Genomic DNA, 24540 nt, shown 5'->3' with positions numbered 1-24540 from the left:
TCAAATGAGTATTGCTTTGTGACCTTTGTGCAACCCTTCGTGCTCTTAGTGGTAACCCTTTAGTAACCACGTAGAGCACAAAGGCACTCCCCGAGAACACTATGAAATACTATGATTGAAAACGAAGTATAAAATCAATATCACCGTGTGTTCTTTGTGGTAAAATATTTGCTCCAAAAAATCAAGTGAAAACAAATATCACAACCAAGATTGTCAATGTAAATGAATACCAGGATTAGCCCCTAAAACGTTACCTTTTTTCAGGACGAAACAAATTTTGAATGATGTCCAACAAAACATCACAGCATATTCTTAATACTTCTGCCAACCTGCTCGGCTTTTGCCTCTTCGTCATCACTTCTGTCCGCGTGTCGGACTATTCGGAAACCAGCATTATTGATGAACTGACCTCCGTGGCTGCTTTGTTCCTCATTATCTCTTGCCTGTTTTCTTTTTTTTCAATAAAAACATCAAACACAAAAAGAAGTATGCTGGCAGAAAATATAGCCGACTATCTCTTTGCCGCAGCGCTGATCGGCATACTGCTGATTATTGTGCTGATAGCTTTTAATTTTATTAAATAAGCTCAGAAAGCATTTGTGTCTGGCTGTAAGACGCTTAACAACACAACTTCATAAAAAAGCCCTCACGGAACAACCCGTCACCCAAAACTTGTATCAGGATATTACCGCTTCATCTCCACTAAGCGCAAATTGGTTCCATAATAATTCTTGCGCCTTCTCACCATCCACGTGTTACTCTAGCACAAATATGTTTTTAGCTGCACAGATTTCTTTCAGCTTATCAGGCCATACCGTAACACTGACTTCGCCAAGATGTGCTTTGCGCAGCAAGTACATTATGGTTCTTGACTGACCAATACCACCGCCAATACTCAAAGGAAGATCATTGTTGATGATGCCGCTGTGATATGGAGTTGAAAGCAGATTCAGCTGATCTGACATCGTTAGCTGCTGACGTAATGTTTCCGCATTCACCCTGATGCCCATCGATGAAAGTTCATGCCTTCTTTGTGTGAGACCATTCCAGACCAGGATATCGCCATTGATACCATGAGCCGGTTTACCATTGCCGGTTACTGTTGGAGTTACCCAATCATCATAATCCGCTGCTCTCATTTCATGCGGATAGCCATCTGCAAGCGGCCAACCTATACCGACAATGAACAGGGCAGGATATTCCTGCAAAATAGCGGTTTCCCTTTGTTTCCGGGGCAGCTCAGGATACCGCTCCAGAAGCTCCTCTGCATGCATAAACGCTATTTCTTTCGGCAGGTTGGGATACTTCGGATTCTTCAGTGCGGGGAATAAATCCTGTGCAAACAATTCTGCATCCGTTATAACCTTCCAGATTTTACGCACCACCATCTTCAAAAAATCAAGGTTCCTTTCGCCGGCGGTGATCGTACGTTCCCAGTCCCACTGATCAACATAAGCGCTGTGATCATGATCAAGGAAATAATCCTTTCTCACTGCACGCATATCGGTGCAGATGCCTTCCCCTGGCTTCATCCCGAATTGTTTAAGCGCCACTCTTTTCCATTTGGTGGCTGCCTGTACCACTTGTGCATCAACCGGATGCTTATCATTATCGTTTTTGATATGAAAGGATACAGGCGTCCGTGATCCGTCACGGTCCAGCATGTCATTCACGCCGCTCTCCCTGCTTACAATCAGCGGGACTTCCACCATCATCAGGTTTAGTTCTTTACACAAACCGGAGGCGATGAAATGCTTCACTTCATAAATCGCCTTCTGAGTGTCCTTTTTGTTGAGGAGCGAAGTATAGTTTGCGGGCAATATGCTTTCGATTTCTTCATAGGAACCGATGCCGGGCCCCGCAAGGTCAGCCCTTTTTAGTTCTACGGTATTCATGTTGTCTGTTTTAAGGAAAAAGTTGCGGCAAAGCTATTCAGCAAATGGCGCGGGGAAAATGACTTATATCAGTAACAGTTTTGATTTGCGTCATGCCATCGAGGTGATAATGGATTGCAGCTTATTCCAGGTGAAAGCTCAAAGTGATATAAACACCACCTATTGTTCATTATGGCATCCAGTTCAAAAAGAAGGTAATGATGATGGCATTCGTGAAATCAATAAAAAATGCGCCCACCATGGGAACGATAAGAAATGCTCTCGGCGCAGGGCCATATTTATGTACAAGTGTTCTCATATTAGCCACCGCATTGGCTGTTGTGCCGAGCACGAAACCAATGAAGCCGCTGGCCATAACGGCCGACTGATAGTCCTTTCCCATTAAACGATAAGAGATCATCAAGGCAAAAAGCACAACGAGTATCACTTGCGTAAAAAGTATGGCAGCAAGCGGAATAGCAAGATGCACAAGTTCCCAGAGCTTAAGATCCATGAGGGCAACAATGAGAAAAATATTCAATGCAATCCCTCCCACAAAATCCATGATAGGCTGACTGATTCTGAACCATCTTGTGTTGTCGTCCATATTACGAAGCAGCGCACCAATGATCATTGCACCAATATAAGCCGGCAAGGTCCATCCGATGGATTGAAAATAATAACTCACAATGCTGCCAAGTCCCATGGCAAACGCTGCGATCATGATCGTGAGCACAAATCCCGAATCTTCACGCTCGGTATCAATGGTAACCGTATGTGGAGCATCTGTGACTTCCTTCTGCAGTTCCGTGTTAGAAATATCCTTCGGTGATTGCAGATGAAAATGCGTGATCAGCCAGGTTCCGGCGGGGCCGCCGAGAATGCCGCCGCAGACAATACCTATAGTGGCTGCGGTAATGGCAATGGTTGATGCGCCGGTGACACCTGCACTTTCAAATAGTGGCGCGAAGGCCAGGCCTGTTGCAGGACCGCCTACCAGCGTAACGGATCCTGCAATTACTCCGAGCAATGGATTCACGCCAAAAAGCGAAGCGACACCCATGCCGGCAAAATTCTGCAGGAAACAAAAAACAGTAGCCATCAGCAGAAACAGCACTACCTGTATGCCTCCTTTTTTCAGTAATGGAAGACTGGCACTGATGCCGATGGTGGTGAAGAACAAAACCATGCAGAGTGATTGCATGGAGGTGTCGAATTTCAGGTTAAGATACCGGTCGTGCAACACGAGGTTCATTGCGGCGAAAAGCAGGCCACCAATGACGGCAGATGGAATATTGAGTTGTTCAAGTATGCCGATCCTTTTCCTCAGTTGCATACCGATGAAATACATGATACTGGCAATGGCCAGTGTCTGAATGAGATCAAGCTGAAGCGAGGAGATAGCGGCAACGGATGCTGGCATATTACTTTTGTATGGAGCAAGATCGAAATTGTTCCACTGAAAAACGAAACATTAAGTGTACTGCCCGTTGATTTTCACCTCCGTTCATTCGTTTGCCTTGCTGTGTCAGGATGCAATCGCTGATAATTAACGCGGAACAAGCTTCGCGCGTTTCGCTTCCCATCGGCGCTTAAAAAATTTCCTTTCCAGGTATTTCCGTGTGAACCGCTCTTTCCAGTTGCCCCAGCCAAGATGTATGCCTTGTGACTGCCCGTTCTTTTTTATTGCGAGGTAGCCTTTCCTCGTGTGCGGACTGGGAGGATGATAAATAATTCTTTCGGGCACATAAATGTCAGGATATCGGCCGGCGTAATAAACCCTCGTTAGCAGGCCTGGTCCTGTAGCTTCGGCCACATCATATTCATCTCTTACTTTTGGAATATTTTGCAAGAGTTCCTCAATCACATCATGCCAGAATGGATGCCGTGGTATGGAAGCGAAGAAAGCATTCCCGATTCCTTCATAGCCGTCACCAAAGGCAATACTTCTTTCCCGTGGCAACACCACCGGCGCCTGATCCACATCAAAAGGAACAAGTAATTCATAGTCAAGGTCAAGGTATAATCCGCCGATTTCAAACATTAACAGGTAACGTATGACATCGGCCCGCATAATGTTATAACGATAACGGGCAAATGACGGGTAGAGAGCGGGAAACTTATGGCTGACAAATTCCATGATGGCTTCATCGGTCCACAGCCGGTATTCAAACCCCGGCGACAGCGCGATGTTCTGCTGCTGAATTTTCAGCCAGCGCTTCGGAATCACATCAGTCTTCCAGGTCTGATGAATAATTTTTGGAATAGCCATGACCTGCAAATATGATTAAATTATGCAGTTGGTTGCTCCGGAAAAAGTGTGACTGAACAAATGGCTGCGTAAATGAATGTGCTGGTGGATTTTTTATCAATGATCCTTCAACAGCAACTTACCGTAAGCATGCGACTTGTCACTGACCCGTGCTTAGTTATGTTACCTGCTTCAAAAAAATGCATAACTTTCCAATATCATGTGCAGATGGCTGGCATATACCGGAGCTCCGATCCTGATGAGTGACCTTATCATTAAACCTAAGGACAATCTCATTCATCAAAGCTTGCATGCAAGGGCACCACGAACACCAACCAATGGTGATGGATTTGGTATGGGCTGGTATGATAAACAACCTTTTCCCGGCCTGTTTCGCAGCATTCGCCCGGCATGGAATGATGCTAACCTGCAGGATCTTGCAGCGCATATTGAATCACCATTGTTCATGGCGCATGTACGCGCTACTTCACTCGCCACCATACAGGAAACAAACTGTCATCCCTTCCGCTATAAACAGTGGTTGTTCCTGCATAACGGACAGATAGCAGAATTTGGCAAGGTGCGGCAATCTTTACTGGCAATGGTGGATGAGAAATATTTTGAAAACATCCTGGGCAGCACCGATTCAGAACTCATGTTTCATCTCGCACTCACCTTTGGATTGGAGACTGATACCGTTGGCGCTGTCTCACAAATGGTGAAGGTGGTGGAGTCCACTGCCAAAGCACAGGGCGTGGAGGAATCGCTTTGGATGACACTCGGTATTTCCGACGGGAAAAGTCTTTGGGGATTCCGCTATGGCAGCAACGGGAAAGGCCCCACTTTATATATCAGTCCAAGCGTAGAAGAACTCACACAGGTGAATCCGGCTGTAGAAGGCAGGTTCGGCGACTTTGCGGCCTGCCTCGTATCAGAACCTATCGGTAACTACCAGGAAATCTGGGATCTCATGGATGAAAACTCGATGGTACATATCAGCAATGAAGATATTGTGAGAGGCACATTCAATCCCTGAACCCACTTCATCCGGTATTGGAACCATAAAGCAGACAGAGCACGCTTCCCGGTTAAAGAATCTCTCACCAATCATGAAGTTAAAGCTGGCTGGCCTCTTTAATCAGTCTGTTACAGCAAAATGATTGACGGATTACAACTATACTCTCCTGCGAAGATCATTTGACGTCATGATTTTTATCATCATTTCCGGCAGCTCAACATTTTAAATTCGCTTCGCTTCTAATGGAATATATCAACGTGATGAGCAATACGATATTCAGGAAGGGTTGTGCCTTGCTGTTGGTTGTCATTATGTGTTTTATAAAGTCGGAAGCACAAACAATAAGTTCCTTCACTCCCACGTCGGGCCCGGTAGGAACGGTTGTTACTATCGCGGGCACAGGGTTCAGCACCACTACCACTGCCAACATTGTTTTCTTTGGTGCTGCTATGGCAACCGTATCAGCGGCAACGGCAACATCACTGACAGTAACGGTGCCGTATGGTGTCAACTATCAGTATATCACTGTTACCAATCTCAGTACCAACTTAACCGCATACTCCGCCAAACCCTTTAATGTAACAACTTTGTGCAGCACGGCTTCCACCTTTGCAGCAGCTGTCAGTGTACAGGGCGGCTCTCATAATGTTGAAATCTGTGATATGGATCTCGATGGCAAGCCGGACCTGATCATTCCGGATTATTTCAACAACTACCTTACCGTAACAAGAAACACGAGCACGTCAGGTGTTATCTCTTTTGCCGCAAAGGTCACCTTCCCGTGGGCATCAGGCGGACAACCCAATGAAGTTTCTATCGGTGACTTCGACGGCGACGGCAAACCCGATGTTGCCCTTGGCGGCAATGGCGGTGGCACTTTTGTTTCTGTATATAGAAATACATCTACTCCCGGTACTATCTCTTTTGCTACACGCATGGATTTCACAGCATCATCCGGTCAGGGAAACGGAAACAAAGTGATTGATATTGATGGTGACGGTAAACCCGACCTGTTGTCCGTACACTGGTCGGGCAATTGTCTCTGGGTTTTAAGAAATACAAGTTCCGGCTCCGGAAATATTTCTTTTGCAACAGGCGTAAGTTTTGGTACTACGTCACAACCTCATAAAATTGATGTAGGCGACCTTGATGGCGATGGTAAACCGGATGTGGTGATAACCGCCTTCACCAGCAATACCATGTCAGTATTCAGAAATACCAGTGCTCCCGGAATGATCTCTTTTGCCACCAGGCAGGATTTTGCGCCGGGAACGGTTCCCTATTTCGTGCATATCGGTGACCTCGATGGTGATAACAAAGCGGATATAGCAGTTGTGAATCGCGATGTTGCCACACTGGCCGTTTACAGAAACACGAGCGTAGCTGGCACCATCTCTTTCGCCACCAAACAGGATTTTGCAACCATGGCAGGCACGATGACACACTACGGTGTTGCCTTCGGTGATCTGGACGGCGATGGCAAACCTGATATCGCCGTTGGAAATTATACCCTTAACAAAACCAGCGTATTTAAAAATACCAGCACCACCGGCGCTATTTCATTTGCCACAAGAGTGGATATTTCGTCAGGTGTTTCCTATGATGTGGGTATAGATGATTTTGATGGCGATGGGCGCCCTGACATTGCCGTCACCAACAGCGGCAGTACGGTTTCCATTCTGAGAAATACCTGTCTCACTTTGCCGATTGAACTTTATTCCTTTAAAGCATCCCTGCAATCGGAAAAGGTGCTGTTGCAATGGAGTACGGCTTCAGAGTTAAACAACGATTTCTTTACGATAGAAAGAAGCAGGGATGCCTTTGTCTTCAAAAGCATTGGCGAGGTGAATGGTGCCGGTGTCTCGGGCGTAACACTTAGTTATGCCTTTACCGACGATCATCCTCTTGACGGTCTCAATTATTACCGGCTGAAACAAACGGATTTTGATGGCCGGTATTCTTACTCTGCCGTGGAGGTTGTAGAGGTAATTTCAGGAGAGCAGGCCATTATTGCATATCCAAATCCTTTCATGCATGAACTGATGGTGCAAGCTACGAAGGCTGGTGGCATTGTGACGATCTATGATATTGTCGGCCAGGAAATATTTCGCGGTACAACCAATGAAGGCATGACGAAAATCAGCACAACAAATTTGTTATCCGGCATTTACCTGGTCCGTTATACAAGGAATAATCAAACGGTGCAGCTTCGCATGGTGAAAGATGATTAGATAGCAGTTAAATGGCCGTAAAGTCAAATAGAAGTGCAGGGCTGAGTGTATTCGCGGTGTACTTAGAAAGCCCTGCTGTTGAATTCATCCGTGGTATTGGAATGAGGAAAAGGAGATGCAGGAACCGGAACTTCTAAAAAGCGGCAAAGCGGTTCCCAGCCCTGCTTTGCATCAAACACTAATATTTTTTCTTTGGGCACCGTCTCCAGCACCTGCCGGTTCCATTCATGAAATGTGGCAATGGTTTTTTCTTTGTCCTCAAAACCATGCGGCATTAAAGATTTCAAAAATGCACCGGCAAACTTAAATACACGAAGCTGCCCTCTCAGCTTTGATGAGAATGGCAGGCGTAAACTCATGCTGAGCATTTTTGCTACGGAAGGCTTCGATTGCCTGATGATTGTTGCACCAAAACTTTTGTACCAGCTTTCTGCATCGCGTGTGGTGTGAATGATCTTCGCATCCGGATATTTTTGCATGAGTTCTTTATAAAAAATGAATGTTGGTATGTCAACGGCTGCCGTATATCCTGTAAACAAGGTATCCCAGTCAACGGGCTTGCCTGCCATTGCTGCTTCCCAGTGTACGATATCGGCAGGATGCTCCAAAAGGGATATCATGTGATAACATTGTGTGAATCCCAGTTCTTCCAGTGCCAGTTTCAGTGAATGTGTTCCTGTGCGGCCGAGGCCGGTGCCTATTATTTTCAATGCCATGTTTTATAAGATTGATGCATCACAAATTAATTCTTTTAATGTGTAAATTAAAAATTTATCGTATCGGTTGTTTCAACTTTTGTTTGTGAGACTCACTGCATTTGCTAAAATTTACGCTTTCATCGGCGCATGGTTCAATTTAATACAACCGTCTTGAAGTTTGACCGGCAGGGAGAAAAAACCGGCTGGACCTATATCGTTATTCCTTCCTCTATTGCAGAAAAGATCAGGCCGGGCAACAAAAAATCTTTCCGGGTAAAAGGAAATCTGAACGGACAGACCATCAGGCAAAAAGCATTGCTGCCAATGGGTAATGGCGACTTTATTCTCCCGCTGAATGGTACGCTGCGCAAGCAACTCGGCATCCGTAAAGGTGAAAAACTGAAGGTACGGCTGGAAGAAGATGCTAAGCCTTTACAGCTTTCTCCCGCACTCTTAAGCTGCCTTGCCGATGAGCCGGATGCGCTTGCTTACTTCAATACTTTACCTCCGTCGCACCGCCGGTACTATTCGAAATGGATTGAAGATGCAAAGTCGGCATCTACACAGGCAAAGCGCATTACGCAGGCTATAAACGCATTTGTTCGCAAACAAAGCTTCTCGGAGATGATGCGTTCACTGAAAAAAGACAGGAATGAATTGCATACATGAAACTATGGTATTGCATCCGGCACTGTGAACAAAAACTTATTTCTGTCGCGTCTGTCTGTGCATCTGCCTGCTGAGGAGGCAATCGTGGTTGCTGCAATACTTCCGCAGCGTTAGGTTAAAAGGATGGTTGATTTATGGAGAAGCTTTTCACTATTGCACCAACAGCATTTTCACCAGCACCTGATCAGCTAACTGCACTTTAACAAGATAGGTGCCCGGCAACAGGTTGTGATCAAATACAAGATCAAACTGAAGCACGCCTTCTGACACTATCCTGTTTTCCATGTACACGATGCGGCCCATCAGATCCGACAGTTCAATTGTTGCTTCTTCTTCCGCCATTTGTTGAAACCGCGCATCAACCATCACATGGCCGCTGGCAGGGTTAGGATAAACAGACATCTTTCCATTTTCAATCGGATCATTCAATGAAGATGCTTTGCAGGAAGAGGTCACCTTAGTAATGGTGGATGTTTTTACACACCCTCCTTCATTGGTCACGACAACCCGATAACTACCCTTGGAGGTAGCAGTGTATAAACTGTTTGTGGCGCCGGCAAGCAGCGTGCTGCCTTTTTTCCATTGGTAAAGTAGTGACGCACCTTGATTGGCCTGCAAGTCAACGGAACCTGTTCCGCAAATATCAAGATTGCCCAGCGGAGTGACTACTGCAAGCGGCTTATCAATACGGTTGATGACGGTGGTTGCTGAAGTAGCTGTGCAGCCCGCAACGGTACTCACTTTCACGAGAAAATTTCCGGCTTTCGTGGTTGAATAGGTATTGCCTGTTGCGCCATTCTGCAATGCATTAGCCTTATACCATTGATAACTCAACGATGGATCAAAAGTTGTTGTAAGCTCTACATTCTCTCCGGTGCAGGCAACAACGGTTCCCGACGGTGTCACAACAGGTACTGGCAATGGATTTTCATCCGTAACAAAATTGCAGTTATCATCTATGCCATTGCACTGATCATATACGCCAGGGTTCACTGCTGCATTGTTGTCGTTGCAATCACCGGAAGAGACGGAGGTAAAAGCAGGCTGCAAACATGCTGTGATGCCAATGCCGGCTCCATAAGTATCTTGATCATTATCCGTAAAATAAGTGCCCTGTCCTATGATTTCAGGGTCGGCATCATCTGCTAATCCATTGCAGTTATCATCAATGCCGGCATCACATATTTCCACGGCACCCGGATGAATGCTGGTATTATTGTCATCGCAATCATTGTCTTGCAGGGCCGTACCTGCAGGTTGAATACAAGCGAATAAGGCGGTGCCTGTTCCGTAACTATCAAGGTCATTGTCGGTATAGTAGGAGGTTTGTCCTGTAACAGCCGGGTCGGCATCATCTGCTAATCCATTGCAGTTATCATCAATGCCGGCATCACATATTTCCACGGCACCCGGATGAATGCTGGTATTATTGTCATCGCAATCATTGTCTTGCAGGGCCGTACCTGCAGGTTGAATACAAGCGAATAAAGCGGCGCCTGTTCCGTAACTATCAAGGTCATTGTCGGTATAGTAGGAGGTTTGTCCTGTGACAGCCGGATCCGCATCATCAGCAAATCCATTACAGTTGTCATCAATACCCGCATTACATATTTCCGCGGCACCCGGATGAACGCTGGCAATATTGTCATCGCAATCATTGTCTTGCAGGGCCGTACCTGCCGGTGGAATACAAGCGAATAAGGCAGTGCCGGTTCCATAATTATCAAGGTCATTGTCGGTATAGTAGGCGGTTTGTCCTGTAACAGCCGGGTCCGCATCATCAGCGAATCCGTTGCAGTTGTCATCAATACCTGCATTGCAAATTTCTGCGGCATCAGGGCGGATAGCAGCATTGGCATCGTTGCAGTCGGTGTTGTTACTCACATATCCCTGCGGCGCCGTCAGTGCCAGTGTGTCTGACGCAGCATCACCAAACCCATCGCCATCATCATCTGCATAAAATGTCTGATTATTTGCTTCTGCCGAAACTTTCACAATCCAGTAATCGTCAATGCCATTATTGGCTTGCGATTTATCTCCGTTCTTTCCTGAATAAGAATGGCCGCCGATAATAAACCCGCCATCGCTTGTTTGCGGCACATCATGCAATCGTTCTTCATTGGTAGCACCAAAGTCAATGTCCCAGATTTTATTGCCTGCGGCGTCCATTCTCACGAGCCAGTAATCGGTTGCGCCTCGTGTATCCTGTGACTTATCGCCGCTGATTAACGATTCTGACCATCCTCCCATAATAAATCCGCCGTCACTGGTCTGGAAAATGGACTTTCCTTTTTCGTCCAGTTGTCCGCCATATCGTTTATCCCAGAGCTTAATCCCATTACCGTCTGTTTTCACGATCCAGAAATCAAAACCGCCTTTTCCCGGAACAGACACTTCACCATTGACATTGGAACGAGTGTATCCTGCCAGGATAAATCCTCCATCATTCGTCTGATCGAGTGCATATAAATACTCATTGTCATTCCCGCCATAACGGCCATCCCACTGTTTCACACCATTGCCATCTGTCTTAATCAGCCACATGTCCGATGATCCTCTGCCGGGTTGCGTCACATCAAAGCCAACCGGTGAAATGGTCCATGCGCCAATGATGTATCCGCCATCAGCGGTTTGCTGAATGGCATTCAGCCTGTCGTCAAGCAGGCCTCCATAAGAATCATCCCACTGCAGGTTGCCGTTAACGTCTGTTTTCACCACCCACACATCAAACTCACCATGGTTGCTCTGTGATTTTTCACCTCCAATCCCTGATGTTGACTCCCCTGCAAAAATGTAACCTCCGTCAGCCGTGGCTGTCATGGAACGCAACTCATCGTCCCCGGGCCCGCCATAACGCTTATCCCATAGTTTATTGCCATTCTCATCTATCCTGATAATCCAGTAATCGCTGCCTCCACGGCTGGCTTGTGTCTGATCACCGTTTATATTCGACATAGACCATCCGCCTAACAGGTAACCGTTGTCGGGCGTCTGCAGTACTGTGAAGAGTTCTTCTTTTGAATTACCGCCAAAGCGCTTATCCCATTGCTTGTTGCCAAGCGCATCTGTCTTCACAATCCAGTAATCACTATAACCCTGGCTGCCCTGTGATTTTTGTCCGCTGACAGGAGAATCAGAATCGCCACCCAAAAGGTAACCACCATCATTGGTCTGTATGATGACATACATTTCATCGGTCTTGGATCCGCCAAAGCTTCTGTCCCATTCCTTAACCGGAACATTTTGAGCAAGCAAAGCACCTTCATCCATCAGCAAAACCGAACAAAAGAGTGCGAGTATCTTAAAGCGGTTGTTCATTGGCAGTATCCGTTGCAGGGTTAGGCGGAGAATGCCCGTGGTAAAAAAGTTTGACATGCAGATAATTTTAAACAGTGTGTTCTGTTTGATTCTAATTAAGGCGTGTTATGCGTTTTCTGTGAGCCCGGCTAACCATTACGCCATCGGGCGTGCTATGTTTCGTATAGCACTGAAGCATTGGGCAAATATAAAGCAATATGCTGCTTTTAACAGTACCGGTATGGTTTGAAGGCTTTGCAATATCCGCGTGAGCGGTTCCCGCTATGATTTATTAGGTTCACAATGGAAGCTTTCTAATTCAAGCTTGTACTATTGAAATTGGCATGGTCATGATATATCTGCTTTTTTCATCCGGCGGTTCAGCACCATGGTAATTAATTGCTGAATGCCATTGAAGTGATTTTATCCGAAGATCAGGCAGTTTCGATGCACCGGCAAATGCAACCTTGCCTATCACAATTCAATTTATCTTTACTGCTATGTTTCAGCATGCCATTACCCGCACACCTTGTAAGAATTATGTGCATGGACTTACGTCTGCACATCTCGGGCCACCTGATCTTCAACTTACACTCGAACAGCACAGGCAATATGTCCAGGCATTGATTCAATGCGGGCTGGAGGTAACCGTACTGGATGCCGATGAATCTTTTCCCGACAGTTGTTTTGTGGAAGATACTGCCGTAATCATTCCCGAAGCTGCCATCATTGCCAATCCGGGCGCCCCTTCAAGAAGAGGAGAGGTGTTGACGATGCAACAGATTTTACAACCACACAGGACATTGCATTTCATTCAGCCGCCGGGCACTTTGGAAGGCGGTGATGTGCTGCAGGTAAACCGTCATTTCTATATCGGCATTACTGCACGCACCAATAAGGAAGGTGGATTGCAGCTAAGCGCATTCCTCCAAAAATATGGGTATTCCAGCACGCTGATTCCAGTAACCAATTCCCTGCATTTAAAAACGGAGGTGAATTACCTAGGTAACAACTACCTGCTTGCTTCGGCCGGCATGGCTGCATTGGAAGCCTTCCGTGCATTCAATGTGATCGTGGTAGAAGAGAAAGATTTGTATGCCGCTAACTGCCTGATGATAAACGGGCACCTGATTATGCCTGCAGGGTTTGGTCGCGTGAAAGCAGTATTGCTGCGGGCCGGCTTTCATCCACTGGAACTGGAGATGTCGGAATTTGAAAAGATGGATGGTGGTCTTACTTGTTTATCGCTTAGGTTTTAATGCCCTGACTGTTGTAATAATTTCAAATATTCGGCACGGCTGATTTTCCTGGCACCCATGCTGGACAGGTGAGCAGTCTCCACCTGGCAATCAATCATACTGTACTTTCCGCTCCGGCATAGTGCAATCAATGCCGTCTTGGATGCGTTAGGCTGCAGCGCAAACATACTTTCGCCGCAAAATATCCTTCCGATGGTGATACCATATAGACCTCCCGCCAGTTGTTGCTGATGCCAGCATTCAACGGAGGTGGCATGACCCGCTTCAAAAAGTTTTTGGTATGCCCTGATAAAATCATCATTGATCCATGTGCCCGCATGCTGCTGTGCATGCACCTGAGCACATAAGCGAATAACGCGGTTGAATGCCTGATTTGCTGTTGTGCGAAACCTGCCCGACCGCATTAACTGTTGCATGCTTCTGCTTATATGAAGCTCATCGGGAAATAATACCATTCGTTCCGGCGGGCAAAACCAAAAGATCATACCTTCCTGAATAAACCAGGGAAAGATGCCGCTGCGATAGGCCAGCATCAGCCTTTCGGTGGAAAGGTCGCCTCCGATAGCAAGCAGGCCATCTGTATCCGCGAGCTCCGGATCAGGAAACCACAGCTCCTTCGTAAGCAACCGCATCGTAAAATTATTGGTTGGCCAAACTTACCTGTTCGCCCTGATATGCAGATAATGATAATGCACGGCTGCACCGTTCAGCGATTTGGCATATGGTGCAGATGCAATGCAGATTAGTGAATCCGTCATCCGTATCACGCCCTTTCCACTTTTTGAAATGCTCCAATAGGTAAATCAAGGTACTCCGGAACGGATGCTGCTTCCACTCAAAAAAATATTTGCGAAAAAACTTGCAGAAGATCATTTTGATGTGCTATCTTTGTGATATCAATTTAATATCAACCCTAAAAAAATGATACAGGAAAAAAATTTTACCGCCAGTTCAGGATTCCTGATGATTGGCGTTGCGGCAGGTTGCCTTGCTGTTTTGGTCTTTCTGCTAATCAATGAAATGCCTTTGGCAGCCATTCCTTTTATCCTTGCTTTTGTATTGATTGTTAAAGGAATTTTCATTGTCAACCCCAATGATGCGAAAGCGCTCACACTTTTTGGGAAGTATGCAGGCACAACCAAGCAGAACGGGCTGTTGTGGGCCAATCCGTTTTTCGCCCGTCAGCATGTTTCACTCCGTGCGCGCAACCTGAATGGTCAGCCGCTGAAGGTGAATGATAAAATCGGCAACCCGATCGAAATAGCGGCCGTCATTGTATGGAATGTGGTAGACACTGCCAAAGCACTGTATGAAGTGAACAACTACGAGCAGTTTGTTGCCATACAAAGTGAAGCAGCGGTACGTCACCTGGCCGGCACTTGTCCGTATGACTTTGCTGAAGATGAAAATGCCACAGTTACGCTTCGCGGCGGCGGCGACAAAGTGAATGAGATGCTCGTGAATGAATTGAATGAGCGGTTATCACAGGCCGGCATCATCGTGAGTGAAGCGCGTATCAGCCACCTCGCCTATGCACCGGAAATTGCCGGTGCCATGTTGCAGCGTCAACAGGCTTCAGCAGTAGTTTCCGCCCGCAAGCTGATTGTAGAAGGTGCTGTTGGTATGGTAGAGATGGCACTGGCAAGGCTTTCTGAAAAGGAAATCGTACAGCTGGATGAAGAAAGAAAAGCCGCGATGGTCAGCAACCTGCTCGTAGTGTTATGTGGTGATAAGAATGTCAGCCCGGTGCTCAATACGGGTACGTTATACGCTTGACCTGCCTGTAATTACTTTTTATGAACTGCATTTCCAACGGAGTGCAGTTCATATTTTCCTGAACTTCATTTCAGAATTACGATGTAATCATGCCTGCTGACAAAAAAGCTTTTGTATTACGCATCAATCCCGACACGCTCAAAGAGCTGGAGAAGTGGGCGGCTGATGAATTCCGCAGCGTGAATGGACAGATTGAATATTTGCTGCAGAAATCATTGACGGATAGCGGTCGCAGCAAAAATAAGTCAGCACAAAAGAAATAATGATTCCTTCCTGTTGTGTACCCTTCATTTCGCCGCCTCTTCACTGAATCTGTGTCAACCATTTTTCATAATGGGAACACCTGTTCACTGCCGGTTGCAAGTCGCTATTATTTTTCCTAAACACAATTATCTGGAATATATTTGCCTGAAGCACCATCGAATGAACAAATACCTCATTACCTTTTACCTGCTCGAGCTCGATGAACACTTCTGGAAGCTGATTCCGGAGCATCGCGAAATAGTAAATGAATTACTGCTCAAAGAGGTGATTGAAACATATGGTGTGAATATGGAACGAACCAAGGGATGGATTACGCTGAATGCCAAAGATGAGGCGGAAGCAATCAACATCATTGAATCATTTCCTATCAGCAATTATTATACTTACGATATTGATCAGCTTTTCATTTTTGAAAATGCACTCGGGTTGATGCCAAAGATGGTTTTTAACTGATGCATAGTGATTCCCACCCGGCAAACCAGTCTACCGCCTGCATAAATATTGCAATCATATGAAATCAGGATGGCCGGCAATGCTGTTCATTTTTCTGCTGATGGCAGTTTCCTGTCAGCATACAAATGATGCCGTACAAAAAGCAACAATCGATTCCCTTGCCGGTAAAGACAGCACGGATCCGCAGATACGGGCCCTCACCACTAAGATAAATGCGGAGCCGAAAAATGCCGAACTGCATTTTCTCAGGAGTAATGTCTTTTTGCAACTCGGCAATATCAACGCTGCTTACCGCGACATGTCTGCTGCCATTTCCCTCGACTCTGCCAATGCGAAATATTTTTTCGCGATAGCGGATATCTACCTTAAAGGCGGTTCTGCCGACGGCGCCATTGATGCTTTTAGACATGTCATCCGCAGCGACCCGGACAACCTCGATGCGCTGATTAAACTGAGCAAGGTCTATTTTTATAAAAAAGACTACAAAGCCTCCATGGAACAGTTGCTGCGTGTTCAGGAACTCGGCAAAGACAACTTTGAAACCTGGTTCATCCGCGGACTCAATTTTAAAGAAATGGGAGATACCGCACGTGCGATCAATTCTTTTCAGCGATCGGTGCAGGTAAAGCCTGATTTTTATGACGGATTCATGCAACTTGGCCTGCTCACCGGCAAGAAAAAATCATCTGCGGCGCCGCAGTATTTCGACAATGCCATACGCATCGACAGCACCACGGCGGAAGCTTACTATGCAAAAGGAATGTTTTACCAGGAACACGGAGAAAATGAAAAAGCAAAGTCAACTTACCAGTCACTGATCAGGGTTAACCCTCAATATGAATCCGCTTATTTCAACCTCGGTTATATTTATATCCTGCAGGATTCAATCGACAAAGCATACCGCATGTTTGATTTTGCCGTCAAGGTGAAACCCGCTTATGCGGAAGCGTATTACTATCGCGGACTTTGCTCCAGGGAAAAAGGAAATACCGAACAGGCTATGGCGGATTTCCGGCAGTCATTAACTTTGAGGCCTGGTTATGAACCGGCGCAGAAAGAATTGAATTCGTTAACACAATCATCCAAGTAAGGCGGGCAGCATGCAATGGCTGAACCGTCTGCAATAAATTTATGATCAACATCTCCTTCCCCGACGGAACCATCCGTCAGTTTGAAAAAGGAACCAATGCGCTTGAAATTGCTAAATCCATCAGTGAGGGATTGGCCAGAAAAGTATTGGCGGCAAAAGTGAACGGAAAAGTGGTGGATGCCTTCCGCCCGATTGAAACAGATGCAACACTCATGCTCCTCACCTGGGACGACCGGGAAGGGAAGGAAACCTTCTGGCATTCTTCCGCCCATTTGATGGCCGAAGCGCTCGAAGCAATGTACCCTGGCATTAAGTTCGGATACGGACCGCCGGTTGACAATGGCTTTTACTATGATGTGGACCTGGGCGGAAGAGACATTGGCGCGGATGACCTGAAAAAAATAGAGATAAAAATGGCGGAACTGGCCGGCTTGAACAACAGCTACCTGCGCACTGAAGTTGCCAAAGCAGACGCCCTGAAATTTTTTACGGAGAAAGGAGATGAGTATAAAGTTGAAACGATTCAGGAGCTGAACGATGGTGAAATCACCTTCTACCAACAGGGCAACTTTATTGATTTATGCCGTGGCCCGCATATTCCGAATACCGGTTTCATCAAAGCCGCCAAGCTCATGAACATCGCCGGCGCCTACTGGAAAGGAGATGAAAAAAACAAACAGTTGACAAGGATATACGGTATCACTTTCCCCAAGCAAAAAGAACTGGATGAATACCTGCAGCAACTGGAAGAAGCAAAGAAACGCGACCACCGGAAGATCGGGAAGGAGTTGGAGATTTTCGTTTTTGATGATGACGTAGGCCCCGGGCTTGCCTTGTGGCTGCCCAACGGTGGCGCCATTATTGAGCAGCTGGAAAGTCTCGCCAAAAAAACGGAGGAAGAGGCCGGCTACTACAGGGTAAAATCACCGCATATTGCCAAAGAGTCGATGTATCTCACCAGCGGCCACCTGCCTTACTATGCCGATTCTATGTTTCCGCCCATGGAGTTGGATGGCGGCAAGTATTACCTGAAAGCGATGAACTGCCCGCATCATCATAAGATTTTTGCCGCCTCTCCCAAGAGCTATAAAGATCTTCCGTTGCGTCTTGCAGAGTATGGAACATGCTACCGCTATGAGCAATCCGGTGAATTGTTCGGACTCATGCGGGTGCGTGCATTGAACATGAACGACGCGCATATTTATTGCACGGAAGAACAGTTTGAAGAGGAATTCCGTGCAGTGAATGAAATGTACCTGAAGTATTTCCGGATTTTCGGGATCGAAAAATATGTAATGCGTTTTTCTACGCATGATCCTGCCAAACGCGGAAAAAAGTACCTGGACCTGCCGGAATTATGGAAGAAGACCGAAGACATGGTGCGCCGTGTACTGATCGATTCCAATATTCCATATATTGAAGTGCCCGATGAAGCGGCTTTCTATGGTCCGAAGATTGACGTGCAGATATGGAGTGTCATTGGCCGTGAATTTACGCTGGCTACCAACCAGGTTGATTTTGGCCAGCCACTGCGGTTCGGCCTGACCTTCAAGAATAAAAACAACCAGGATGAAACCCCGCTTGTTATTCACCGCGCACCGCTTGGAACCCATGAGCGGTTTATCGGTTTTCTGATTGAACATTATGCCGGCAACTTCCCTGTGTGGCTGGCACCACGGCAGGTGGCCATCTTACCCATAAGCGACCGTCACCTCGAGTATGCAAAAAGACTGGAATCAATTTTCAGGAAACAACACATCCGGCTGGAGACAGATGCGCGAAGTGAAAAGATCGGCAAAAAAATAAGGGATGCGGAAATGAAAAAGATTCCATACATGCTCGTGATCGGCGATAAGGAAGAGCAGGAAGGCAAGGTCAGCGTGAGAAGGCATGGTGAAGGCGATAAAGGACAGATGTCCATTGATTCATTCATCGAGCTTGTATTGAAGGAATCTGCCATTGGATGAACACCCCCCAAAAACTATCATCTGATTGTACGGCAAGCCGCTGCGTTCTGCTTTTTTTGAAATGAAAATGCCGGTCGTACTCAAAGAATTCAATGCAACTATGTATAGTAATTTGGAACTTACTACCTTCGTTGCGTATCATTAGTTTATTCATCATTTTTTAACGAAAACATTAATCGATTGGCATTAGACCGTAGAAAACCCAGGGAACTCGAACACCGTATTAACCGCCTTGTGCACGCCCCACAGGTTCGATTGGTGGGAGACAATGTTCCCAACGGCGTATTCACCTCCAGGGAAGCGTTAAGTATGGCCGAAGAACAAGGCCTCGACCTCGTGGAAATTGCCGCCACCGCCAATCCGCCGGTGTGCCGTATTATCGACTACAACAAATTCCTCTACGACAAAAAGCGGAAAGAGAAGGAGATGAAGGCGAAAGCGGTAAAAAGTGTTTTGAAAGAAATCCGTTTCACGTCCAATACAGATGAGCATGATTTTGAATTCAAAACAAGACATGCCGAGCGTTTTTTACAGGAAGGCGCCAAAGTAAAGGCCTATGTGCAGTTTCGCGGCAGGAATATCCTGTTCAAGGAACGTGGCGAACTGCTGCTACTTAAGTTTGTGGAACGTCTTACAGAAGTAGGCACACTGGAACAATTACCGAAACTGGAAGGTAACCGCATGTCAATCCTCATCAATCCCAAGTCGCAAAAAGGAAAATAATCTTCCCGAACGTAAGGAGGGCAGTTGCAGCGGAAAATTCCATCCGAAGGAATATTTGCTGATTTATTCCTTGTGAAGAGAATATTACTATCTTTGCCGTCCCTAATTTTGCAGCAATGCCTAAAATGAAGACAAATTCGAGTGCCAAGAAGCGTTTCAAGCTCACCGGCACCGGAAAAGTGAAAAGAAAAAAAGCCTACAAGCGCCATATTCTCACCAAGAAGGCTCATGACAGGAAAAAGCAGCTCGGAAAATCCGGCCTGGTTGATTCCACCAATATGGCCAATGTGAAGAAAATGCTCCTAATCTGACTTTTTAAATTTTTGAAACATGCCACGTTCAGTAAATAGTGTTGCCTCCCGCGCCCGCCGCAAGCGGATGTTTTCACAGGCAAAAGGATATTTCGGTAAACGGAAAAATGTAACTTCTGTAGCCAAGAATGCCGTTGAAAAATCAATGGTATATGCCTACCAGGGCAGGAAGCAGAAAAAGCGTGATTACAGGGCACTTTGGATCGCCCGTATTAATGCCGCTATCCGTACAGAAGGAATGAGCTATTCGGTATTCATTTCAAAGCTGAAGAATGCCAATGTGATGCTCAACCGAAAAAGCCTTGCCGACCTGGCTATGAATGATATGGCTGCATTCAAGGCCATTGTGGCTTCCGTGAAATAACACCAACAGCAGGCGCTGTTCAACATATCAGCAAATCCGCACGAAAGTTTTCGTGCGGATTTTTTTTTGCCCTGCACGAAATAACCTTGTTGCCTTATTTGCTTAGCGGGCACGAATGTCCATCAACATAACTTCACGATCAGCATCTTTTCCATCAGCGATTGCTCAGACGGAGCATTATGACGATTGCTGCTATGTAATCAACGCAGTTTTGCAAAATCAAATAACAGCTGAACATAGGCCATACGCCCCACATACGGGCCGCCATACACTTCAAACTTTTTATTATTGAGCAGGTTGGAAGCACCCACTTTAATGTTCAGGTAAATCTTGGGAATTTCCTTATTCACCTGCACGTCAACCTTACCATAGGTCGGCACTTCTCCCGTAAACTGAGGGGAGCCTTCATACAGAAATCCTTCCACCCATTTGTAGTTGATGCTGAATCCGTAATTATTGAGTGGTATAACCGGCAGCTTATCCCAGAGTTGGTGAAACAGGCCGATTTGAGTGGCAATATCGCGGCCGCTGATGCCAATGTTAAATTTATTTTCCGGCGTATTGAAGGCAGGAATAATAGGATCAGTGGAACCCTGCCGGTTCAGTTTGTTATAGGAATAATTACCATTGATGGAATAGGATTCTCTGAAATAATAATTCAGCCCAACAGAGAAGCCGGTGGTGGTTACCCGGTCATCGGTATTAGCCGCCACCCGATAAACCTGGAAACCATTCAGGCGATTGAAGATTTCGTTGTAATCAATCACAGCACCCAACTTGTAACCGATAAAATAACGGTACCAGCTGTAATAGTAACTCATGTCAATATACAGGTGCTGAAACAGTGATGCGCGATAACCCACTTCAATGCTCTTTACCTGCTCGGGCCGGATGGGATTGATGTTAAAAAATTCAAGGGTATCATATTTCTGCGTATTGATGTAATCCAGCAACGATTCAGTGGTAACCAGCGAATCAAAACCGTTCAGATTTCCCACCAGGATGGCCCGGCCCACATTATAGTAAAGGTATTGATCAGCCAGGGTGGGGTTGCGGATAGCTGAGGAGAAAGATGCCCTGAATACACTTTTATTCAGCGTATACACGGCAGAAACGGCAGGTGAAAAAAGCGCGTCGTAATTCTCATTCTTGTCCATGCGCAGCGTTGCGTTGACCTTCAGCAGGCTGTCAAGAAATTTTTTTTCAATGCCGGCATAGATGCCATATTCCGAATTGGTGATTTTAACGCCGGCCGTATCACTGAAAATTGTTCCATGTGAATTTGGCCGGTACATCCTGTAGTTTGCACCAATGGTTACATCCATGAAACGTGGCGTGAATTTATATTCGCCATGCACATGATATAGCGCCGACTTATCAAAAAACCGAGATCCGCCTTCAGCATATGATTCATGTGAAATGATATAGTTGAATGCAGAATCAAAGGCTGCTGTGCCGGGAACATAGAATGCGTGCTGCCCGGGACTGATACTTTCGTTATTCGCATAATTCTCCGCATTGTTATGCAGCGAATCAATGAGCGGTACATAATTGGTCAGCAGGCTGCTGATGCTGTCAACATAATCCTGGTATCCGTTCGGGTTATCCGGATCAAACACATAGGTCGGGTAGCCGGGCAGATTCCTGATCACAGGCACTGCCTGCGTGGAGTAATTGGTAAAATAATCTGTGCCCCAGTCCACATCTCCTTTTGCGCCGCGTTCCAGCAAGAGCGCCGTGAAATACGCATCATAGGATTTTCCGGCATTTTCATTCGTAGCATAAGCCCTGATAAAAAATTTATCCTTCTGCTGCAGTTCAATCCTGTTTTGAAAGAACAAAATATCTTTCAGTGAATAGCGGTTGTCGCCCTGGTAAACCGTGGTGCCTGAACCGAAGTTGGTGGCATAAATGAGCTGCAGGTCTTTCCGCAGCCGGTAATGAAATGCGCCTGTCAATTTATAATTGCGGGTGTCGTAATCCACCATGTCTGTTTCGAGATAACCTGTACGGTAAAATCTTCCCAGCCCCGGATATGCCGCTATACTCTTCGAGTAATCATGTGCAAAATAGAATTCGTCACCATAGCGGTTCACGGCATCATATCCGCCCGGATTATGCTGATCGTCCAGTGTTTCAAATACGGGATCGAGATTGGTTGCTTCCCAGTCGTTGGCACGCAGCATAAACGCATTGATCTTATAGGCGAATTTTTCTATGCCAATTTTATTCCTGATCACCTGGTCCCAACGCAGCGCACCTTCAAACAAGCTGCGCTCACCTCCTTTAAGTGAGACGGAAAATCCCGGTGTCTGAAACGGGTCTTTCGTCGTCATGCTGATCACACCATTGAATGCATTGGGTCCGTAAAAAGCAGAACTGGCACCAACGACAAGATCCACTTTCAACACATCGAGATCCGGTGCGCCTAAGAAATTTCCCAGTGAAAAGCTGAGGCCGGGCGCCTGATTATCCACGCCATCAATAATCTGCAGCGAGCGTACTGGTGAAGTGGAATTGAATCCGCGTGTATTGATGATTTTAAATCCTAAACTTGCCGAGGTAACATCCACTCCTTTCAACTGCCCGAGCCCTTCATAAAAGTTAAATGCTGGTGTTTGCCTTATTGCCAGCTGATCCATTGATTCTATAGTAAGTGGAGATTCCTTTTGCTTTTCAGAAAGGCGGCTGCCCGTGACCTGCACCTCATTCAATATCACCTTGTCGGCGTTTAATTTAATCGTGATGGTATTGTTGCCGTCTCTCACTGTTACCTCACTATTCAGGTATCCGAGATAGGAAATAATCAGCGCTACAGGAAATGACTGCGCAATGTCCAGCGAAAATTTGCCGTCTTCATCTGTAACAGCACCAATGGTAGTACCTTTCACCACTACATTGGCTCCAATTAGTGCTTCTCCGGTCTGCGCATCCTTAACTATGCCGCGCACCGTTTGCGCGAACGCATGTTGTACCAGCAGAATGATGAATAAAGTAAGCGTAAGGCTTTTATACATAAGCAGCGCGTTATGATTTGCTTCTGTTAATATAGGTAAAGGAAGATTATTTCAAAACTTTCGCATGGAGGAGAAAAGAGGCGATAAATTTTGCGGTAGTATCTGTATTAACTGCAACAGATACTGTTATGGGCAGCATAACGGCACAGTGTAATTATGGGAGGATTTCGCTGACGAATATCCTGCGGCAGCATAGCAATCAGCGCATTAGTTTTTCTTAAGCCGTTCTTCGAGTTCGTGAAACTGCAAGGCTGTCAGTTTATCCTGTATTTGCTGAAATAGAATCCGTTCTTCTTTCCGGATATGTGTTTCCAGCAGCCTGCCCATTTCATCAAGGTATGATGCAACATCACTCTCCGTTTCAACATGGTGCAATATGATTTCCATCGCGCGGTGATCCGCTATCAGTTCATCAATCAACGTATTCATCTCCGGTGCGCTTTCCTTCACAAACGGAAACAATACCGATTCTTCTTCCTGAAAATGTCCCCGAAGCTCTTCTTTGACAAATTCCATCATGTATTGCCGTTTTGCCTGCAGTAATACGGGAAGCCCGCGAAATACCGGCGCTCCTATTTTCATGCTTTGCGCGATAATCAATGCCTTATGATGATCACGCGAAAGGCCGGCTAATACAGCGTGTCGTTTCATGCACCTAAGTTAACGAACATTCAGCATGTACTTTGCAACCATAAAATCCCTGTCTTCACTGTTGTTTTCTGTTGCACCGCAATAGCTTTGCAATCATCAATGTGCATCATCATTCACCATGGTGGCATGCAGTTTTTTCGCAAGGCCTTTCCATCCGCGCCTCATGACAACATCATGGTTCCATTTAAAGGCCGGCTTCAGTATGGGCGCGAGCACATTCATCCAGGCACGGGTAGTTTTTACATTCCAGTTGTATTGAATACGGACGACATCCTGGTCCATATCAAAAGTCCAGGTACCCGTTCCTTCCAGTTCACCACTGGCCTGGCCAATCATAAAGTGGTGATGTTGCAGCCGTATCAGCTCCAACTGAAAAACCAGCCGGTAGGGTAAAACAGATTTAAAAATAAACCGGGAAACTTTACCGATACAGTCCGCATCACCCTCTTTTATCGTGGTAACGCTGATGACACCTTTCCACCATTGCGGCCATTCTTCAACAGCCTTTATCGTATTCCAGGCTTCTGCCAACGATGTATGCTTCAGTTTCCACACAGTAACAAAAGTGTATTCATGCATCAGTCATCTGTTTTGAAAACTTACGTGATGTGTAACGACATGGATGTG

General features: G+C 46.1%; 22 protein-coding genes. 13 read left to right on the top strand and 9 right to left on the bottom strand.

From position 1 onward, the window contains the following. Nucleotides 1-284 precede the first annotated feature (284 nt). Entirely contained in the window at nt 285-584 is a 300-nt protein-coding gene (locus K1X61_15340; protein MBX7110023.1) for a hypothetical protein, read from the top strand. Nucleotides 585-755: 171 nt separating this feature from the next. Here K1X61_15340 and asnA read toward each other — a convergent pair whose 3' ends face one another. The 3 genes from asnA to K1X61_15325 all read right to left on the bottom strand — a co-directional run bounded on the left by asnA (nt 756) and on the right by K1X61_15325 (nt 4146). Then, nucleotides 756-1895 (bottom strand): aspartate--ammonia ligase, encoded by a 1140-nt coding sequence (gene asnA, locus K1X61_15335; protein ID MBX7110022.1) that lies wholly within the window; start codon nt 1893-1895, stop codon nt 756-758. A gap of 169 nt (nt 1896-2064) precedes the next feature. Next, nucleotides 2065-3297 carry a sodium/glutamate symporter gene (gene gltS, locus K1X61_15330; GenBank protein MBX7110021.1) on the bottom strand — a complete coding sequence of 411 codons (1233 nt, stop codon included), beginning with the start codon at nt 3295-3297 and terminating at the stop codon, nt 2065-2067. A 126-nt stretch (nt 3298-3423) separates the two neighbouring features. Further along, a complete protein-coding gene (locus K1X61_15325) occupies nt 3424-4146 on the bottom strand; it encodes a hypothetical protein (GenBank protein ID MBX7110020.1) in 723 nt (240 codons plus the stop codon). A 199-nt stretch (nt 4147-4345) separates the two neighbouring features. Here K1X61_15325 and K1X61_15320 point away from each other — a divergent pair, with 199 nt between their 5' ends. After that, nucleotides 4346-5161 (top strand): class II glutamine amidotransferase, encoded by an 816-nt coding sequence (locus tag K1X61_15320; protein MBX7110019.1) that lies wholly within the window; start codon nt 4346-4348, stop codon nt 5159-5161. 224 nt (nt 5162-5385) lie between these two features. Then, the gene (locus K1X61_15315; GenBank protein MBX7110018.1) at nt 5386-7374 is read left to right on the top strand and encodes an FG-GAP-like repeat-containing protein; all 1989 of its coding nucleotides are present in this window, start codon (nt 5386-5388) and stop codon (nt 7372-7374) included. A 62-nt stretch (nt 7375-7436) separates the two neighbouring features. On the opposite strand, the gene K1X61_15310 is transcribed toward K1X61_15315, so the two are convergent. After that, nucleotides 7437-8090, bottom strand: a complete 654-nt coding sequence (locus K1X61_15310; protein ID MBX7110017.1) for a hypothetical protein — start codon at nt 8088-8090, stop codon at nt 7437-7439. Nucleotides 8091-8219: 129 nt separating this feature from the next. On the opposite strand from K1X61_15310, the gene K1X61_15305 reads away from it, so the two are divergent. Further along, the gene (locus K1X61_15305) at nt 8220-8741 is read left to right on the top strand and encodes a YdeI/OmpD-associated family protein (GenBank protein MBX7110016.1); all 522 of its coding nucleotides are present in this window, start codon (nt 8220-8222) and stop codon (nt 8739-8741) included. A 150-nt stretch (nt 8742-8891) separates the two neighbouring features. Here K1X61_15305 and K1X61_15300 read toward each other — a convergent pair whose 3' ends face one another. Next, nucleotides 8892-12116, bottom strand: coding sequence for a T9SS type A sorting domain-containing protein (locus tag K1X61_15300; GenBank protein ID MBX7110015.1), 3225 nt, complete (start codon nt 12114-12116; stop codon nt 8892-8894). 389 nt (nt 12117-12505) lie between these two features. On the opposite strand from K1X61_15300, the gene K1X61_15295 reads away from it, so the two are divergent. Beyond that, on the top strand, nt 12506-13297 hold the full coding sequence (locus tag K1X61_15295; protein ID MBX7110014.1) for a hypothetical protein: 792 nt from the start codon (nt 12506-12508) through the stop codon (nt 13295-13297). On the opposite strand, the gene aat is transcribed toward K1X61_15295, so the two are convergent. Further along, on the bottom strand, nt 13294-13929 hold the full coding sequence (aat, locus tag K1X61_15290) for a leucyl/phenylalanyl-tRNA--protein transferase (GenBank protein ID MBX7110013.1): 636 nt from the start codon (nt 13927-13929) through the stop codon (nt 13294-13296). The two genes, K1X61_15295 and aat, sit on opposite strands and share 4 nt — an antisense overlap. A gap of 289 nt (nt 13930-14218) precedes the next feature. Here aat and K1X61_15285 point away from each other — a divergent pair, with 289 nt between their 5' ends. From K1X61_15285 to rplT, 8 genes are all read left to right on the top strand, one after another. Then, entirely contained in the window at nt 14219-15073 is an 855-nt protein-coding gene (locus tag K1X61_15285) for an SPFH domain-containing protein (GenBank protein ID MBX7110012.1), read from the top strand. An 89-nt stretch (nt 15074-15162) separates the two neighbouring features. Further along, nucleotides 15163-15336, top strand: a complete 174-nt coding sequence (locus K1X61_15280) for an Arc family DNA binding domain-containing protein (GenBank protein ID MBX7110011.1) — start codon at nt 15163-15165, stop codon at nt 15334-15336. A gap of 160 nt (nt 15337-15496) precedes the next feature. Then, nucleotides 15497-15790 (top strand): hypothetical protein, encoded by a 294-nt coding sequence (locus K1X61_15275; protein MBX7110010.1) that lies wholly within the window; start codon nt 15497-15499, stop codon nt 15788-15790. 79 nt (nt 15791-15869) lie between these two features. Continuing rightward, nucleotides 15870-16880, top strand: a complete 1011-nt coding sequence (locus K1X61_15270) for a tetratricopeptide repeat protein (GenBank protein ID MBX7110009.1) — start codon at nt 15870-15872, stop codon at nt 16878-16880. Nucleotides 16881-16921: 41 nt separating this feature from the next. Then, nucleotides 16922-18847: a threonine--tRNA ligase gene (gene thrS / locus K1X61_15265; protein ID MBX7110008.1), complete on the top strand. Its 1926-nt coding sequence runs from the start codon at nt 16922-16924 to the stop codon at nt 18845-18847. A 171-nt stretch (nt 18848-19018) separates the two neighbouring features. Then, nucleotides 19019-19570 carry a translation initiation factor IF-3 gene (gene infC / locus K1X61_15260; protein MBX7110007.1) on the top strand — a complete coding sequence of 184 codons (552 nt, stop codon included), beginning with the start codon at nt 19019-19021 and terminating at the stop codon, nt 19568-19570. 116 nt (nt 19571-19686) lie between these two features. Beyond that, nucleotides 19687-19881, top strand: coding sequence for a 50S ribosomal protein L35 (gene rpmI, locus K1X61_15255; protein MBX7110006.1), 195 nt, complete (start codon nt 19687-19689; stop codon nt 19879-19881). 19 nt (nt 19882-19900) lie between these two features. Beyond that, complete coding sequence (gene rplT / locus K1X61_15250; GenBank protein MBX7110005.1) at nt 19901-20245, top strand: 50S ribosomal protein L20; 345 nt, start codon at nt 19901-19903, stop codon at nt 20243-20245. Between the two features lie 200 nt (nt 20246-20445). Here rplT and K1X61_15245 read toward each other — a convergent pair whose 3' ends face one another. The 3 genes from K1X61_15245 to K1X61_15235 all read right to left on the bottom strand — a co-directional run bounded on the left by K1X61_15245 (nt 20446) and on the right by K1X61_15235 (nt 24492). Next, nucleotides 20446-23262 (bottom strand): carboxypeptidase-like regulatory domain-containing protein, encoded by a 2817-nt coding sequence (locus K1X61_15245; GenBank protein ID MBX7110004.1) that lies wholly within the window; start codon nt 23260-23262, stop codon nt 20446-20448. Between the two features lie 207 nt (nt 23263-23469). Next, a complete protein-coding gene (locus K1X61_15240) occupies nt 23470-23913 on the bottom strand; it encodes a hemerythrin domain-containing protein (GenBank protein MBX7110003.1) in 444 nt (147 codons plus the stop codon). A gap of 96 nt (nt 23914-24009) precedes the next feature. Continuing rightward, nucleotides 24010-24492: an SRPBCC family protein gene (locus K1X61_15235; GenBank protein ID MBX7110002.1), complete on the bottom strand. Its 483-nt coding sequence runs from the start codon at nt 24490-24492 to the stop codon at nt 24010-24012. Nucleotides 24493-24540: the final 48 nt, after the last annotated feature.

This window comes from Chitinophagales bacterium (genome assembly GCA_019694975.1).
Taxonomy (GTDB): domain Bacteria; phylum Bacteroidota; class Bacteroidia; order Chitinophagales; family UBA10324; genus JACCZZ01.
The sequence above is the reverse complement of the archived record's forward strand: the minus strand, read 5'-3'. Positions and strand labels throughout refer to the sequence as shown.

What these genes read in the sequence shown, in the direction of transcription:
- K1X61_15340 (MBX7110023.1), top strand. Translation starts at nt 285, where the DNA reads ATGTCCAACAAAACATCACAGCATATTCTTAATACTTCTGCCAACCTG.
- asnA (MBX7110022.1), bottom strand. Translation starts at nt 1,895, where the DNA reads ATGAATACCGTAGAACTAAAAAGGGCTGACCTTGCGGGGCCCGGCATC.
- gltS (MBX7110021.1), bottom strand. Translation starts at nt 3,297, where the DNA reads ATGCCAGCATCCGTTGCCGCTATCTCCTCGCTTCAGCTTGATCTCATT.
- K1X61_15325 (MBX7110020.1), bottom strand. Translation starts at nt 4,146, where the DNA reads ATGGCTATTCCAAAAATTATTCATCAGACCTGGAAGACTGATGTGATT.
- K1X61_15320 (MBX7110019.1), top strand. Translation starts at nt 4,346, where the DNA reads ATGTGCAGATGGCTGGCATATACCGGAGCTCCGATCCTGATGAGTGAC.
- K1X61_15315 (MBX7110018.1), top strand. Translation starts at nt 5,386, where the DNA reads ATGGAATATATCAACGTGATGAGCAATACGATATTCAGGAAGGGTTGT.
- K1X61_15310 (MBX7110017.1), bottom strand. Translation starts at nt 8,090, where the DNA reads ATGGCATTGAAAATAATAGGCACCGGCCTCGGCCGCACAGGAACACAT.
- K1X61_15305 (MBX7110016.1), top strand. Translation starts at nt 8,220, where the DNA reads ATGGTTCAATTTAATACAACCGTCTTGAAGTTTGACCGGCAGGGAGAA.
- K1X61_15300 (MBX7110015.1), bottom strand. Translation starts at nt 12,116, where the DNA reads ATGTCAAACTTTTTTACCACGGGCATTCTCCGCCTAACCCTGCAACGG.
- aat (MBX7110013.1), bottom strand. Translation starts at nt 13,929, where the DNA reads ATGCGGTTGCTTACGAAGGAGCTGTGGTTTCCTGATCCGGAGCTCGCG.
- K1X61_15285 (MBX7110012.1), top strand. Translation starts at nt 14,219, where the DNA reads ATGATACAGGAAAAAAATTTTACCGCCAGTTCAGGATTCCTGATGATT.
- K1X61_15280 (MBX7110011.1), top strand. Translation starts at nt 15,163, where the DNA reads ATGCCTGCTGACAAAAAAGCTTTTGTATTACGCATCAATCCCGACACG.
- K1X61_15275 (MBX7110010.1), top strand. Translation starts at nt 15,497, where the DNA reads ATGAACAAATACCTCATTACCTTTTACCTGCTCGAGCTCGATGAACAC.
- K1X61_15270 (MBX7110009.1), top strand. Translation starts at nt 15,870, where the DNA reads ATGCTGTTCATTTTTCTGCTGATGGCAGTTTCCTGTCAGCATACAAAT.
- thrS (MBX7110008.1), top strand. Translation starts at nt 16,922, where the DNA reads ATGATCAACATCTCCTTCCCCGACGGAACCATCCGTCAGTTTGAAAAA.
- rpmI (MBX7110006.1), top strand. Translation starts at nt 19,687, where the DNA reads ATGCCTAAAATGAAGACAAATTCGAGTGCCAAGAAGCGTTTCAAGCTC.
- rplT (MBX7110005.1), top strand. Translation starts at nt 19,901, where the DNA reads ATGCCACGTTCAGTAAATAGTGTTGCCTCCCGCGCCCGCCGCAAGCGG.
- K1X61_15245 (MBX7110004.1), bottom strand. Translation starts at nt 23,262, where the DNA reads ATGTATAAAAGCCTTACGCTTACTTTATTCATCATTCTGCTGGTACAA.
- K1X61_15240 (MBX7110003.1), bottom strand. Translation starts at nt 23,913, where the DNA reads ATGAAACGACACGCTGTATTAGCCGGCCTTTCGCGTGATCATCATAAG.
- K1X61_15235 (MBX7110002.1), bottom strand. Translation starts at nt 24,492, where the DNA reads ATGCATGAATACACTTTTGTTACTGTGTGGAAACTGAAGCATACATCG.